This is a genomic window from Stutzerimonas sp. NM35 (assembly GCF_054604355.1).
This window is the reverse complement of sequence record NZ_CM137728.1, coordinates 1,329,723-1,345,040: the sequence shown is the minus strand read 5'-3', so window position 1 is coordinate 1,345,040 and position 15,318 is coordinate 1,329,723. Positions and strand designations below refer to the sequence as shown.

At 54.2% G+C, this 15,318-nt stretch carries 9 protein-coding genes; all 9 read right to left on the bottom strand.

The genetic code is table 11. The features are described 5' to 3' along the window. Positions 1 to 349: 349 nt before the first annotated feature. From ACYCFC_RS06385 to ACYCFC_RS06345, 9 genes are read right to left on the bottom strand one after another with little or no spacing between them, the layout of a single operon-like run. The gene (locus ACYCFC_RS06385; protein WP_459653459.1) at positions 350 to 1,822 is read right to left on the bottom strand and encodes a protein kinase domain-containing protein; all 1,473 of its coding nucleotides are present in this window, start codon (positions 1,820 to 1,822) and stop codon (positions 350 to 352) included. Further along, complete coding sequence (locus ACYCFC_RS06380; RefSeq protein WP_256519001.1) at positions 1,819 to 2,397, bottom strand: hypothetical protein; 579 nt, start codon at positions 2,395 to 2,397, stop codon at positions 1,819 to 1,821. The genes ACYCFC_RS06385 and ACYCFC_RS06380 overlap by 4 nt, the downstream gene beginning before the upstream one ends. Further along, positions 2,390 to 4,075 carry an ATP-binding protein gene (locus ACYCFC_RS06375; protein ID WP_256519000.1) on the bottom strand — a complete coding sequence of 562 codons (1,686 nt, stop codon included), beginning with the start codon at positions 4,073 to 4,075 and terminating at the stop codon, positions 2,390 to 2,392. Before ACYCFC_RS06375 ends, ACYCFC_RS06380 begins: the two co-directional genes overlap by 8 nt. Next, positions 4,072 to 5,214 carry a hypothetical protein gene (locus ACYCFC_RS06370; RefSeq protein WP_256518999.1) on the bottom strand — a complete coding sequence of 381 codons (1,143 nt, stop codon included), beginning with the start codon at positions 5,212 to 5,214 and terminating at the stop codon, positions 4,072 to 4,074. The genes ACYCFC_RS06375 and ACYCFC_RS06370 overlap by 4 nt, the downstream gene beginning before the upstream one ends. A 3-nt stretch (positions 5,215 to 5,217) precedes the next feature. After that, positions 5,218 to 6,045 (bottom strand): hypothetical protein, encoded by an 828-nt coding sequence (locus tag ACYCFC_RS06365; protein WP_459653458.1) that lies wholly within the window; start codon positions 6,043 to 6,045, stop codon positions 5,218 to 5,220. Beyond that, entirely contained in the window at positions 6,042 to 10,328 is a 4,287-nt protein-coding gene (locus ACYCFC_RS06360; RefSeq protein ID WP_312592211.1) for a hypothetical protein, read from the bottom strand. Before ACYCFC_RS06360 ends, ACYCFC_RS06365 begins: the two co-directional genes overlap by 4 nt. Continuing rightward, entirely contained in the window at positions 10,325 to 11,641 is a 1,317-nt protein-coding gene (locus ACYCFC_RS06355) for a hypothetical protein (protein WP_053069164.1), read from the bottom strand. Before ACYCFC_RS06355 ends, ACYCFC_RS06360 begins: the two co-directional genes overlap by 4 nt. Then, complete coding sequence (locus ACYCFC_RS06350; RefSeq protein ID WP_312592210.1) at positions 11,641 to 13,182, bottom strand: restriction endonuclease subunit S domain-containing protein; 1,542 nt, start codon at positions 13,180 to 13,182, stop codon at positions 11,641 to 11,643. The genes ACYCFC_RS06355 and ACYCFC_RS06350 overlap by 1 nt, the downstream gene beginning before the upstream one ends. Further along, positions 13,182 to 15,308, bottom strand: coding sequence for an HsdM family class I SAM-dependent methyltransferase (locus tag ACYCFC_RS06345; protein WP_048329048.1), 2,127 nt, complete (start codon positions 15,306 to 15,308; stop codon positions 13,182 to 13,184). The genes ACYCFC_RS06350 and ACYCFC_RS06345 overlap by 1 nt, the downstream gene beginning before the upstream one ends. Positions 15,309 to 15,318 lie beyond the last annotated feature (10 nt).

Genomic DNA, 15,318 nt, shown 5'->3' with positions numbered 1-15,318 from the left:
TTTTTCGTGGCAACTAAAAAATCCAAACATTCATCAGTGCTTTGAGCCTTTGGAGCTTTTGGGTTGGGAGGGAGCGAGTTGAATACCCTACCCCTTGCACCCCATGCCGGAGGTCGATCTTATAAGTCATTGATTTTACTAGGGTAATTTTGAGCGCTCGCTGCAGTCACTGCTCTACGCTATCCAACGATTTTCAACGATTCCCCGCAAAAGTCCCTGAGAGAATCTAAGTACCCTGACATCAAACGGTCGTCATGATGAAGAGAGTCGCGCCTCGTCCCGTTTCGCCAGATTCAACGCCATTTTCACCCTCTCGCCACACATATAGCATCAACGCAACGCCATTCCGTTACCATAGCCCTAGTTCTTGGTAACGTTGCCGCTTAGCATTCAACTCCGCCGAGTTACTGACCACACGCAAAGCATGCTTTAAATATCCAACAGCGGCGGAGTAGTCGCGCATCTGCTCACAAACCTGGATCAGTCGGATTAGAACTTGAGGTTTGCTTGGACACTTCCTATTAATCACCTCAAGTGCTGAGCGGGCACCTGGAAAATCAGCCTCTAAACCGAAAAGCGTTGCGCGCAAAAAATCAAGCTCTAACGACTCGCCACCCTGATTTTCAGAATCTTGAATAAGATTTTTTGCAACTCCAGTTTTGCGCAAAGTCAAAAACGCCTTAATACCCAGCAGCCGAATTAACTGCTGGTCTCCCCCCGGCGAATTACCTTTGTATTCTCGGCAAAATACCTCCTCGAACTCGAATAGCCTGTTTGCCCGATATAGCGCATTAAGTTGTTGCAGCAACGCAGCGGAATCGTGGGTACGGGCGAACTCTTCTTCCGCAACTCTTGCCGCCTTTAGGTAGTCTTTTGTCTCCAGAGCTTCGACAACTGATGTCGACCAATCAACCGAAGCCTGCCCGCCAAATGGCGTTATGGAATACTGGGCCGCGTCTAATTGTTGCTGCCTCGCCAGCTCAAAAGCACTGCGAAGCGAAGCAATGTCGTGATATCGAGCGGAGGGGACCCTTTCCATGCACCTAAGGATTAAGGCGTCAACCATGGGTACGATGTTGGCGTTGATTTCGCTGGGGCGCTTAAATGGCGCATGACGACGCACTTGAGATGGCGTGTCGTGAGGGAGCTGTCCCGTTAGCAGTTGATACAAGAGGACACCGAGACTGTAGATGTCGCCTCTCAGCAAGTCATCAAAAGTCCCCTTACGTGAAACACTGTCGGAAAATTCTGGCGCAGCGTACAGAACAGTGCCGCCGTTCTCTCTAGTTCGAACATAAATTTCTTCTGGCAGAGCGGAGCTACCGAAGTCAGTCAACTTCACCAAATCTCCCGCGCCCACAAGAATATTGTGCGGCTTGATATCGCCGTGTGAGATAGGTGTCGGCAAGGTCGCCAAAAAACCAACTGCGTCGAGCACCTGCGCGTAGATGTCAAACAGACGCTCAAACGTGTTTCCAAAATTCTGATTTCTCTGCTCAAGCTTTTGGGCAAGACTTTGGCTCGGGAAGTACTCCATTTCGATGAAGAACCATTCGTTCTCCGGTGGAATTCTCCCCATATCGCAAATCCGAACAATATTGGGATGTGGATCTATTGTCAGTAGTTCTTTCCCTTCAGCCAGCAGACGATCATCCTTTGTCAGATCTTTAGGAATCTTCACTGCGACGATGGTACTGTCCGATAGCCTCTCCGCCCGCCATACCCAACCATGACTGCCGTCACCGAGGCATTCAAGCAAGAGATACCTATCCCCTAAGCGCTTATTAGTTCCCGGCAGAAAGTGTGCGGATTTTATATTCACAACAACCTCTCACAGCGCATCTGTTTGAGAAGCAGCGTTCCACTGCACTCAACCTCAAAAATAAACCGGCTGAAAAGAACTGCTGTATTTCTAAGTGGCGGCACCTGCGCACCAACCGACGATTTGAAACCTTGCCGACATCGCTGTGCAAACACTTCTTTATTTGGCGCGGAGACAACTCCCTTGTTCCATGCCGAAAGGATTAGCACCGAGGGGGCATCACCCCATCTCATCGATGCCTCCAGTAAATTACAAAGCTTCTCGTCAAGCTTTTTTTGCCCCCGATCGGTACCATCGAATCGTTCAAACTCAATCAATACATCAGGTGTGCGTTGCGTTCGACTAAACCAAGTTGAGTCGGCCCGAATATCTGCCCCATGCGTCATTGGTACCGGGCATTCCGCCACTGCCATAAAGCCAAGCTCAGATCCAAGCTCATTCCAGGCACTGCAACCCAAGCTGTGCACTAATACATCCTCGTCACGAACGCCCCAGCTCGACAACATGGGATAGCTGCGATCGACAAATTCCAGAGTGGACATTGCGGAACAAATGCGCACTGGAAGGTCAGCCACCAAAACTCCCCCAAACGCGCAGCACTTCAGGCGACTCACCACCGTGTATTAGTGCCTTGCCACCAACTTTAACTAGTAGCGATGCCGGAATAGATCGACCACAGACCAACGCCTCACCCGTTGATAAGTTTGGCAACTCATCCAGGTCGGCTTTACTTACCATGTCAGATGCTTTTGCAATAAATCGCTGGTCATCGGGGTTCTTCAGACGCATGGTGATCAAGGTATTGCACTGCGACGTCACGTCAGCATCGAGTTTCGATGGGCGCTGGCTAACGATGGCGAAACCAACACCGAACTTGCGACCTTCGCCGGCAATTTTCTTGATGATTCGATGGCTGACGGCATTTCCACCAGCTGGCGCGAAATTATGTCCTTCCTCATAAACCAGGAAACAAGGGCGTAGAGGATCTGTTTTGCTGGAGGCCGCGCGCAAGATTTCACTGGAAAGCAGTGCGCAGATTACCTGTTTGGCCGTATCACTCAGTCCTTGTAGATCGATCACAACGAGTCGCCCTTGCTTATTCGAAGGACGCCCGATCATTTTGTAGATGTCGGTTGGAGCAGACATGGCAGCAGAGTAAAAGCTTTGCGCTTCGTTGAGCACCCGCGACAGCTTCATCGATGTGACAGCGGCACTGCGTCCATTCAATGCTTTGCCTTCTGCCTCGGAAAGGTCATCCCACTCACGCAACTCTTCGATACCATCTCCGAGAAGATGTCGAAGGCGATTGATGTCCCGCGGCTCGGCCTTGTCGGCTGTCCGCCAATAGCGCAACGCAACATCAAGCACCCGCTGTTGAGGTTCGGTCAGCCCAGGCAGAATTTCTGCCACATCATCCATTTCAAAGTGATCGAACTGCAGCGCAAGCTGGACGTTTTTGCCTGCGTACTTGTGTTTGAATGATTCATTTTGTGGCGTGTAAACATGGATGCCTGCTCCAGCTTCCTGCAATCGCTCCAAGGTTTCTCGAATTTTAGGTAGTGCCGCACGATCGCGTCCGTCTTCGATCTCCGCTAGACCTCCCGCGAAATTCAATTGTCCCTTCGCCAGGGCCTTTCCATACTCACCATGCGGATCAAAAACAACTACGGTTCCGTTGTTCAACGCTACCAATCGTTCAATGATGCGGCCAACAGTGTAGGACTTTCCCGATCCCGTCATCGCCAGTACGGCCATGTGCTCAGTGACCAGTTTGTTTACGTCTAAAAAGACTGGCACCGTGTTATCGCCGCGCTCATAGCCAACCAGATTACCCAGGTGCAAACTGGTGTGTTCGTTGAACTCGTAGAAGTCGCTTAGAAATTGGAAGTCCACCGTTTCAACGGCAGCACCTGGGTCTAGCGGGCGGCGTGGAATTTTTATCTGGCGAGAAACCGGATCGCGATAGCCGACCAGTTCGACATTTGCGTAGAGGTTCTCGCCTGTGACACTGGCACCGGGGAGCAACTCAAGTTCAGTTACTCCATCACCAAATCCAGCGTTGAACAGCATATTGGTTCGGGTAATCCTGGTGACTCGCCCAAGCACCGGGACCACGCTTTCATCCGCGCGCTCCTGATGCATGATGCGGACAAACTCTCCACGACGAACGGAAAAGGAATCCTGAACCACCATAGTCAGCTGTGCCGCATCGCCGGTGTTACCGACCAGCTTTCCAAGTACCTTGTGTTTCATGATTCAAACCCCTCATCGAGACCGGATAACCACGTGCTTTCCACGTCGTTACTCCGCAATGCTTCATTTAGCCCCTGCCGGTAGTAGGCAGCGAATTTTTCGAGAATATTGAGTTGCTGCCGACTGAGTAGCTGCGGTAGTGGCATGGATTTTTTCTGGCTTTGCATGTCCAGAATCATCAGTTGAGATGCCACGGTATCTAACAAGGCGGAATCCCAGTCCGACTCTTCGCCAGCCAATTGAGCCATCTTTATTTGACTTGCACGCGCACTGCGGAAGTGAAATCCGATAACGCCTTGGCTTACTTCACTAGCTGGTTCCATTCGGGAGCGATTTTCAGTCATCCGAAAAGCAATAGTCCGGGTGAAGTTACCCAATATTCCATTGATAAAACGCGTATCACCAATGCCGCTCAGTCGAGTCTCTAGGCCTTCGAGCATGGCGGCCGATTTCGGTGCAAAACCATCGTTGATCAAAATGTGCTTGCGGCCGTCTTCAGTTCGTAAGTCCTGACGAGCGATACTGACAATGGCAGAGAATCGCTCAGCCAGAATGCTAACGAGCACAGGACCTTCCGGATTCCATGGAAATAAAGCTTTCCGGTTTTTCTGCCAAAATTTTTCAATTACATCCCTGGTCTTTTCAAACTCGGCCCAATGCCGTGCATTTCGCTTCAGAGGCACCATTTCCCGGTCAATGAACAACGGGGTGTCGATCAAAATCAAGTTGGCAGAACCACCCTGTTTTAACAGTCGCTCGACAAGGGCGTAGCAGTGCCTCATCTCCACCAAGTCCAAGCGCTTTCTCTGGGCTTCGAAATCTATGTCGTCTAACTCTGATACTGAATCGGACCCAGCTGTGCCGACCTTATTTTCCTGAATGGTGAGATCTGTCCGCACAGCTGCGGATGCGTAGATAAAGCCCCCCAGAGCACGGTGAATGCATGAGTGACTCGCAATGCCCGAAACCGTGAGGTTGACGACAGCTGGCCGCTTGACACCCTTAACTAAGCCGGCATCCCGAAATATGGGGGCGACATGTTCAATATCACGAATCTGTTTGAGCAAACGCCCAGCACTGCCCGGCAATCCCAGCTGACTATCAATAGCCAATGCTTGCGCAAGAGTTTTTGCTTTCATTGGCTAGGCCTCATTTCTCAAGCTTTCGGCAAATGCCCAGTATCTACACCCCATCAGATAGACTAATCCCTGCTCAGTTAATCCATGTTCATTGATCAGTCCGGCATTTCTAAGGCGAACCATGCTTTCCGGCAAATCGAAGCTGGCCAAGTTCAACAGCGGCACGGCATATGTCTTCAACCTGCTTAGCATGCCCTCGGCTGTCGCGACATTGAATCCGTAGCAGCACACCAACACGGTGACATCCTCCGGGCGTATCGCATCATTTTCTTGGGGCTTTATTTCTTCGGCACTAAGAGAGGGCAACCCACAATGCCGCTCAATATTGGCCAGAAAGTCATGAACCAACGACGCCTGATCCAACAAACTGATGGACCAAAGCGGTAGCGTTGTGGCAGCGATCAGGCCGCTATTGGAGTGTGCCTTCCAATAGCGTGTATGGCCGGTCAGCTCCCCCGGCGTCATTTCCCCTGTACAAGCGCCATCTATCCCACACAGATTGAACGCCACCTCGCCCTCTAGCATGCTCGCAAGCGATGCCTGTTTGGCGGCTAGTGGATTGGACTGGGCCAACTCAACCATCCAGTCCAGAAAATGAAAAATACTCCCTTCCTGGTATGGCGGCAGCAGCAGCAGTGAACAACCGGGTTGGCGTACCCAGGCAGCACATTCCTCCTGAGTCTCTCTCGAGGCTTGCAAAGCTTCGCCTGTCATCAACACAAAACCGGTCTTCGGCAAGCCAAGCTGAGACGACTGGGAGATTCCCAGCAAGCTGGCCAAGAAACGCCCTCTGCGGTGTGTCTGCAATTCCGGAGTCAAATAAAGCTTCACGCATCCCCCCCGAAATAGAGCTTCATTTTCAGGATGCCCTTGGCCACCAAAGCCTCTTGCGCGGGTTGCGACAGCACTGGGCTTTTACCCTCAGCGATCGCCAACGCCAAATCTTGCCAGCTTGCGAAGTCTAGGCCTGTCCCGCTTAACAACTGAGTCGCTTTGGCTTCCCACTGCGTTTGCTGCACATCTATCGTCACATGCAGGTCATGCAAGGTGAGTAGAGATACGCTACTTAGGCTAATTGCCGCTGGCGCAGCTTCGCTGCAAGCACTGAACAGTGGCATCAGCACTGGAAGGTAGCGCTCATTGGTCTGACTTACCAAGGTTTCGCGATGCGACAGGATGGTGTTTTCAACCTTGCTGATGGCGCCACCAACGCTGTGCAACTGAGAGTGAATGGGGTTGAGCAAACGGTCAGGGATGTCGCGGATGGCACTGAACTGCCCCTTGCGTGCTTGCTCGCGAAACTTTTCACGCTCGTTCTTGGCCAAGTCAGCCAAGTCCTCAAACGCATCGCCAATCAACACCAGTTTTTGAGCGAGCGTTGCTAGCTCTTGTGCGTGTTCTGGCGCCGAGTAATCCGCAGGCATGGGCTCCAAAACGCGTGCAGCCTCTGCACATCGTGTTTGCAATTCCGCGAGGTACCCGGTGATCTCAACAAATTTTTTCTTGCCCGCTCGATAGCTACTGGCAATGCAGCCAAGGTTATCGGCCAGCCCCAAAGCCGTTCCATTGTCGATATTGACGCCCGCTTCCTCGGCGAGCAGGCGCAGGCGATCCGCCGCCTTGTCCAGTTGAAGTGAGCGCAGGTAATGCAGCAAGGTGTCTGAGCTCGCAGTACCCTCTGCCGCCGCAGTGCCGCTGGCGTTGTGTTGCTGCAAAGCCCCATCAAGAATGTTGGTCACCGTCTGTAGCGACAGGGTGAACAAGCTACGCGGGAACAAAGCCAGATTCTTTGCATCAGCTTCGATGTTGGTGATCAGATGATCGATGCCTTGCTTGATTTGAGCTGCCGCCTTCTCCACGTAATCTGCAAACAGCCGGGCCTGTTCGATGCGCTGATAGAGCGATTGGCTCTTATCGTCGAGGCGCAGGGTATTGATATTGCCCAAGGTAATTTCAGGCACGTGCTCCGGCTTGACACCCGCAACGCGCTGCAGCACCTCAAAGCGTCCGGCGAGCAGAGTGGGTATCTCGTCAGCAATAGCAGACAAAGCATCGGCACCTTGCAAGGCGAGCGCTTCTTCGCCGACCTTCAGCGCGTCAAAGGCGGAGCGGGCCGCTTTGAGCAATTCATGCGCCTCCACCGTTTCAGTGCCGGTGGGTGACTTACCCAAGGGTGCGAAGAGCCCAGGGATGCGGTCATAGCCGAAAACACGTTCCAACTTGGCAACCACAGCCTTGTAGCCGTCGGCACCGTTGCCGTTAAACCAGTTCTGCGCCTCGTTGATGGCGTTATCCAGCTTGGCCCGTGGCAGACTTTGCCATTTGGCTGCTGCGGCCGTGGCATCTAGCAGCTGCAACAAATGCAACTCCCCGCACCACCACATCCAATCATCGAACACATTCTTGGCGGTCACGTTGGCATGTTGCAAGTAGCCCCAGTACCAGTCGCGCTTGGCCTTCTCAAGTGTCCATTCCTGTGTGCTGGCCGGGTTTGCTATATGCGCCAAGAAGAAGGGGACCTTGGCTTGCGCCTGCTGCGGGTTGGCCAAATCGCTAAACAAGCCTGCATGCTCATCCTTCGTAAAACCCAGGCTGAGCAGCTTGCTTGGCAAGGCCAGGCGTTGCATCAGCGATGCCACATCTTCAGCATCAATACCGTGCTTGGTTTCCAGGTCATTCAGACCAGAAAGGGTTGGCTCCTTGAACATAAACAAGGTCCAGGCCTGCAGCAGCAGATCGCGGTCCTGCGTGTTGATCTTGCCGGTAGGCTTGAGCGGCCAAGCAATTAAGCCGCGCTCATTCAAGCGGGCACGCCATTGATGGATCGCTTGATAGGCAAAGTCACGCAGAGCGTTGAGCTTGTTCTTGAACTTGCTGGTCAGTCGTGCCTCATCCAGCACCAAGCCCTTGCATTGCTCGACCGAGAGGCCGATGCGTTCCAGCTGGTCCACTTCGCTGGGGTTCAGGTAATAGAGCAGCAGATTGTCTTTGAGCTTTTCACTGACATCGCCCCGGTTGTACTGCTCCATCAAGTGAGTCGATGCCGTGAATGCCATCACCGGGAAGCGTCCTTCATCAGTATGGCGCGTTGCTGCCAATTGATGCAGGCGCTCCAGCTCCTCACGGTTGTTCACCCAGGCAAACCACGCCAGATTGTCCGGGTGCAGCTTCAACCCCTCGCAATACAACAAGCCACCACGCTGGCCTGCGCCTTGCCCACGTGGGCTGGTTTGAATGTGCAGATTCTCTTTGTTGGAGAGACCCGTCTGTGCGTACTGCCAATTCTTGTCCAGCAAACGCATCAACCCCATCAGGCGTGCCGTCCAGCGCAGGCCCGGGTTGTGGCCGCTGGCCTGCAAGAAGGTCTTCATCGCGGCTTCGTGCACAGCCGCATCCGCCGGGTCGCGGAAGATCATCGAGTTGTGTTGCTGGTTGCGGTAGCGCAAGTCCAATCGCAGCAACATGGCCACGCTAGGGCCAATATGCGTGGCCTCTTCATTCGGAATGAACTGGTCACCACCAATCAGCTTTTGCCACAGAGCGTCGGCAGCAAACTCCACCGCAGGGTGGTCGTAGAGCAAACTCAATAGATGCTTGAACTCCCCGCGCGACAGCGGCATCAGCAGCACATCTTTGTCAGCCTCATTGATGGCAAAGGTACGCAGGTTTTGCAGCAAAGCCGTGAGGCTGAGTGCCTGCTCCACCGCTGGGTAAAGCCATTCATCCTTGTCACGTTTGAACTTGGCCTCTTCCAGCGCCTGGCGGCATTGGAGCGCATCAAATGGCATCTTGCGATACAGGCTGGCGACCGGTTCGCCATCCTCATTGGCCAGCTGCAACAGTTCTTTGCAGCGCGCTGGTGCGGCATCCAGGGCTACAGGCAGTTGGCCGTACAGCAACGACTGCGCGATGGCGCGCAGATCGTGATCACCAGTCTTGATGCCCTCGATGGCGTGCTTGTCCAGCACATGCTCAGCGACACGGCCAGAGCTCTCTACCACCGCATCGAACAGCACGCCCATATCGGTGACTTGCTTACCCACTGCCGCGTACTGAGCCAGCACCGCATCCACATTGGCCATGATCACGTTGAACCAACCAAAGTTGGCTCCGCTCATGGCATAGGCGGCTTCAACCAGCCCAGTAGGGTAGTCGTATGCCAACTTGCGCTCGACTTTGAGCTGGGCCACATAGTCAGACACATCGGCAAAGGCATTGTGCTCCAGCTCCACCAGCTCAAAACGGCGAGCGACGGATTGAATCTCGCGCAACTGCTGACCCAGCAAGGGCGAGCACAAAGCCACATAACGCAGCCATGGCAGCTTGCGTCGCGGGTCCTCCTCCTTGATGGCTTTGCCTATCAGGCGGATGGCTTGGCCATCGAGGCGCTTGGCGTCGTCTTGCTCCAATCCAAAGGTGGCCGCCTCGGCCACGGTTTCCAGCTCGTCCAGCACTACCAGCACATAGCCGATGCCAAATTTTTCCAGATAGCTATAGGCGGCCTGCACCAGGCGCACGACCAAGCCTTCTTCTTCGTAGAGTGACTCTTCAGAGTGAGCCTGATCTAGCTCAAGGCATTGCGCCAGCTGTTGAGGGTCGAAGCCCGCTGGATTTAAACGATGCAGTGCCTGCTCGGCAATTTTGCTTTGAATCGAACCATCAAACTTGCCGGTCGCCAGCGGCAGCAGCGCCCTGTAAAGCCCAAAACCAAACCAGTTGTCCGAGTTCTGGTAGTCGGAGGCGACTTGGGAGTATCGGATGTACAGCGCCAGGTACTTATCTTGCGTAGCCTGATCAAACAGCTTTTTATCTTCGAGCCGCGCACCGTCTTCGCGTACAAACCAGCCTTTGGAACAATCGTTGATCTGGGCGATCAGCTCATGGCCAAGGCGCGATTTACCACGCCCCCATTCCGCCTCCACCGCAAACACATGGGCAAAGTTGTCCGCCTCCTGATCCACCGTGTGGATAAAGGTGCGATAGCGTTTGAAGAAACGACTCTGGCCAACCAAGGGATCACGCGGCGGATAATCGGAAACACCGGTGGCCGCCCAGCTATGGAGACGGGCCAGGTCGATAATATCGGCGGCGGAAAGCTGATCGTTTTTATTCATGCAGTAGGTTCCCCCTGAACCACATACGCCGCCTCCGGTTCGCGGACGGAACGGTGTTGATAGACTTTCTTGTAGTCCTGATACAGTGCCTCGGCAGCCAAGCGTGCGGCCTGCCACAACAACTTGCCGGTGCGGTTAAACACCCGGCTCGCGGGCAGGCTGTAACACTGATCAGAAAACTGCGGATGAATCTGGAACTGGCCTAGTTGGCTACTGGCCCCGTCCTGATAACGCCAGACCGCGTGCTTGAGCAACAAGCCCACCAACGGTGACAGTTGCGCATTCAATTCTGCCGCGATGGGCTGCTGCGGAAAGCAGGCCACACCTAGCCTTGCCAGCATGCCCAACAGCAGGTCGGCCAGCGTGCCACAGCGCACCTCGTCGCCCTCAGTGCCAATCACTGTGACGGCAATTTCAGCTGGCGCAAAAGCGTTCTGACCTGCAGGCAATTCCAGTAGTAAACCGCCGCGGTTTTCTGCGCGCCAGGCATCCTGCGCAAACACCAGCATGGCTAGCAGCAGCGTCCAGGGCTGGGCCAACACCCAGTTCATGGTGGTTTGGCCTTCTGGTATTGCAGGCACCAAGCCACCCTGCAAGATCACGTGCGCATCGATGGCTGGCTTTTGATCGGCAAGGTCCAGTACAACGGGCAATGCCAATAGTCGTCCCAGTACCCAATTCTGCTGCGCATGGATGCCGCTGGCGTCCACTTTGGGTAAGGGAGGGAGCGCATCGGCAAACGCGGCCAACTGGGCGGCGACAGCGAGAATACGCACCAGTGCAGGCGTTGCCGCCGCCTGCTCAAAGCTGACGCCCAGCAAATCCCGCTCAAGCGCAGCGTAGGGGCTGGCAGTGAGTCGCGCGCTTTCCAAGGCCGATTCCACCCAAGCAGCGGCTGGCCCCAAGCCAGATACCAACTCCACCAGCGGTGCACTGTTGTTTCCCTGAGCCGCCGTTTGAGCAGCCATCTCCCCCGCCTCTTTACAGCGCGCAGCGGCAATCGCCAGCCATGCAAGGCGCACCTCAGAGTGCTGTGCCAGGAGGGAACAGAGCAACTCGGCGTCAGACGCCAAGGCCGGGCGTACGGCGAGTAGGCGCTGGCTGATAATCCAACCTGTACCAGCGCCCAGATGATCCTGCGCCCCCTTACCATTACCTTGGTCGCCGGTCCCATCTGGCTCTACCGGGTGAGCCAGGTTGCGTAACAGCGCCGAGCCGTCGCACTCATTTGCAATGTCAGGCATAAAGCCCGTTGTGAGCAAGGCGCGCAAGTGCGGGATCAAGGCAACCAAAATAGCATGGGGGCTAGTCATCACTCCCCCTCAGCAAGTGAGAGCAACTGGTAAAGCTCGTCCAGATCGCCAAATAGCGCCGGACCTTGGCCATCGATACCATCAGTATTCAATCGGCTCAGAATAACGCGATCCAGTCGGTCGTTGCCCGCTTGCAGTGCCTTTTCGGCAGTGAGCAATTCAGCTTCGGTGAGTTGGCCTTCGATCAGGGCCTCGACGAGGAGTTTTGCGGCATTGGTTAGCTGCGTTGCGACTTCACAAGCTTTGCCCGCTAGCGCGAGCTTCTCGTCGCAGGCAAACCACTCTTCTTTGTCTTTATCAGCAACTTCTGGGGCATAGATATCCAGTAGCGCCATGTCATCTGGGTAAGAATGCGCTGTAATGCCACGAATGGTCGATTGAATCTGCACATAGCCCAGCTTGGTCAGCAAATAAGCCCGAACGTAAGAGGAAGGAACCTGATTTCGATCGACGCGGATTGCCATCACCTCCGTGGAGGGCAAAATCGCCGCTTCGGAATGAACAAAGGTTAAGTCTTTACCGATGTAACTCTTGTTATGCGCAGCGTTGCACATCAGGATGTCATAGGCTTTGAGGAACTTTTCCTTTTTTACGGGCGCCTCGACATCTCTTGGAGTTCCCCCCAAGAACGAAGAAGAAAGGTTCGTCACCGTGATTTGTTTGCATGAAGCTGACCCGGCCGTCTCAGGCTGCGTTTGACCGTTGTAAATGGTTGCACACAGCTTTCCGAGCTGTTTGAACTTGCCTTGATGCAAACGCAAATATTCATCAACGACGCCTGGGTAAAAATGAGCATCCAAGCGCTCACTCATGCGTGCCGGTGAGACAACTCGCACTCTCTTGGCGAAATCCAGACCCGTTTGCTGCGGGACAAGCTTCTGGTGGTATTGGTTGACGTGAGTCTCAGCCAATTTCGCCCAAGCCCGCAGACGCTCAGCTTGGCGGACTTTGTCGCCGATGTATTTTTGTGCAACTGAGTTCGGAAGGGCGACAAGTAATTCCTTAAATGGGTTGGGCATCACATGCCCTTGCATTCCTCCGCTTACAAGACGAAGAGATTGCTCATAGCCATAGTGGCAATTAAAAAACACTGCAATATAATGAGCATCATACGGAGATTGCTTCGGAATCCGAACCCGAGCTATTGTATTACTGAAGCTAACTGGCATCTCATCATCTGGAATAACACAAGCGTAACCGATGGTTCCGCTCATCGTATAAAGCAGATCACCAGGCCTGGCAATTACGGACTCCCTAAGATCAGACAAGTCTAGATCCTTTGTTCTAAGGACCCTCTCTGCTCTGAAATAGTCTGGGCGAACATCAGACGTTCTAACTAAGCCTAACCCTTCATTTGAGTAAGTAACATCAACTGGAGTGGCGCCGCAATTACACAAGCCTGAAACTTCAATTATTCTTTTCCTGGATAAGCCGCACTGAGCTAAGATTTTTTCATTTTCCAGGAATCGTGGCGCGTAGTAATTTGCGTCCAGCCGCGCTTCGGTCAATTCTTTAATTCCAACCCGTGAGTAATTATTCATCACTCACCCCGCTTATAAGCGCCAACAATCTTATCGAGATCATTCGGCACGCCGGCTGAGTAGTCCTCTATATTGTTTTTCACCACATAGCCCAGCGTTTCTGCCACGGCCATGAACACATCGCCTTGCGGCTCAGGCAGGAACTGCTCCGGGCGTTCTTTGCTGGCGGCGCGTTTTTGCAGGTAGAGTACCGAGGTCTTGGCACCCGTGCCCGAGAGCTTGAAGGTGTCCGCCGGGAGCGAGAGCACCGCCTTGACAATGGCCTTGCCACCCACAAACTGGCCGGTTATTTCATCCTTCTTGCCCATGATGTATTCGCGCACATAGCGGTCGCCGGAGTTACACAGCACACCATCGGGCAACACAATCAATAGGCGGCCACCGGGGCGCAGCAGTTGAAGACAGCGGTCGATAAACAGCACTGCCGGGTCGATGGTGGCCCCCACCGGTTTCCAGTTGCCTTTGCCATCGGGCTTGCTGCCCAGCGCCAGGCCACTGGTGGTGGGGAACAGGTTGTAGACCGCCTTTTTACCGGAGGACATATTCCGCAAGTCGGTGCGGTAGCCTGGCCACTTGGGTTCGCCATCGTCATCCAGATAGAGATCGCCCGTGTCTTCCCACTTCATCCTGAGGTGGTCGTAGTAGGCCACATACTCATCGACCACTTTTTCCGTGGGGCGGAAACCTCCCAACACTTGCTCCATCTGAGCTTCGTAGCGCTCTTTGGATTCTTTACCCTTTTTGTCGCTGGTGAACTTGGGTGTGCCAAAAGGCGGGTTGGTGCAGATCAGGTCGAAGCTGTTGGGTTTGAATGCCTTGGTGGTGAGCGAGTTGTCGGTGTAGAAAATCTTGGCCTTGGGTGCCCCTTGCAGAGCCATGTTGACGCGGGCCAGCATCACCATGCGTGGAGCCGCATCGGCACCGGTGAAGGCGGTGTCGCGCAGGGTTTGCTTGAGCGCCTTTTTCTGCGCGTCGCTCATACCGCCCAGGTGATCGACCACGCTCTCGATGTGGCTGAGCGCCACGGAGCCAAAGCCGAACGAACCGCAGGTGGGGTCGCAAAAGCGAAAGGCACCAGCGGTGAGGCGCTCCATGGCGGCGTTGTCTTGCTGGATATCGTGCATAGCGATTTCCAACATAGCCTGCTTGACCGGGTTGGGTGTGAGGTACACCCCCAGGCCGCCTTTGGATTCAAAGTTTGCACGCAGGAACACATCGAATACCCGGCCCAGCAGATCGCCCGCCACATCGGCCAAGGTGCCTACTTCTTTTCCAGCGATGATACGCCCCTGGTTGTCCGTTACCGGCCCAAGGTCTTGCATAGCTTCCAGCAAGGTACGGTAGTTTTCCGGCTGCGTCAGACGTAGGTGGGAGTCGCTGGGGAAGATGGCGTTGCGAGTACCGTCATCGCTGACCACCACGTAGTCTTCGTGTGCTTTAAAGGCTTCAAAAGCTGCCTTGATTTGCTCGACTGCCTTGGCACCGTGCTTGGCCACATAGCGATGGTCAAACACCTCGCGAAAGCGCTGGGTCTTGCCTTCGTGGTCGGTAAAGCTGAGTTCATCGCCGTGATGGACGCGGAAGGTTTCAAGGAATAGCAGCTTGGCCACTTCCTCAATGATGTCGTTCTTGTCGTTGACGCGATCCTTGACGGTCTGGAAAACCTGCTCATGGAAGGCGTCAAAACGGTGCATAAGACGGGTGTAGATACGCATCGACCAGCGGAAGGTCGGGTCTTTTTCCAGCTTTTCATAATTGCGAATTAGCTCGATGGAAGGCACCTCGTCCACCGAGTGGGTGCCATCACTGCCATCGACGCCAAACAGGCTGTAGCAGCGGGTGTTTTTGTCGTCTTGCAGATGGGCAAACACTGGCCAGTCACCACTGACACTGGCCAACAGTTCGTAAGCAAGTTGATCCAGTTTGTCTTCGCGGGAATAGTCCCAGTGCCCCGGTTCCAGGGCGATCAACAACACTGAGGGAGTCTGATTACCTTGATCCACCCCCCAGACCAGCCCGGCTTTGGCGAATTCGTGATCGCTATTCAGCGGGGTGTGCTCGGTGTAATCACTGTATTTGGCGCGGATGGCTTGGTAGCGTTGATCCAGTGTTTGTTCGGTTGCCATGGGTTCTTTT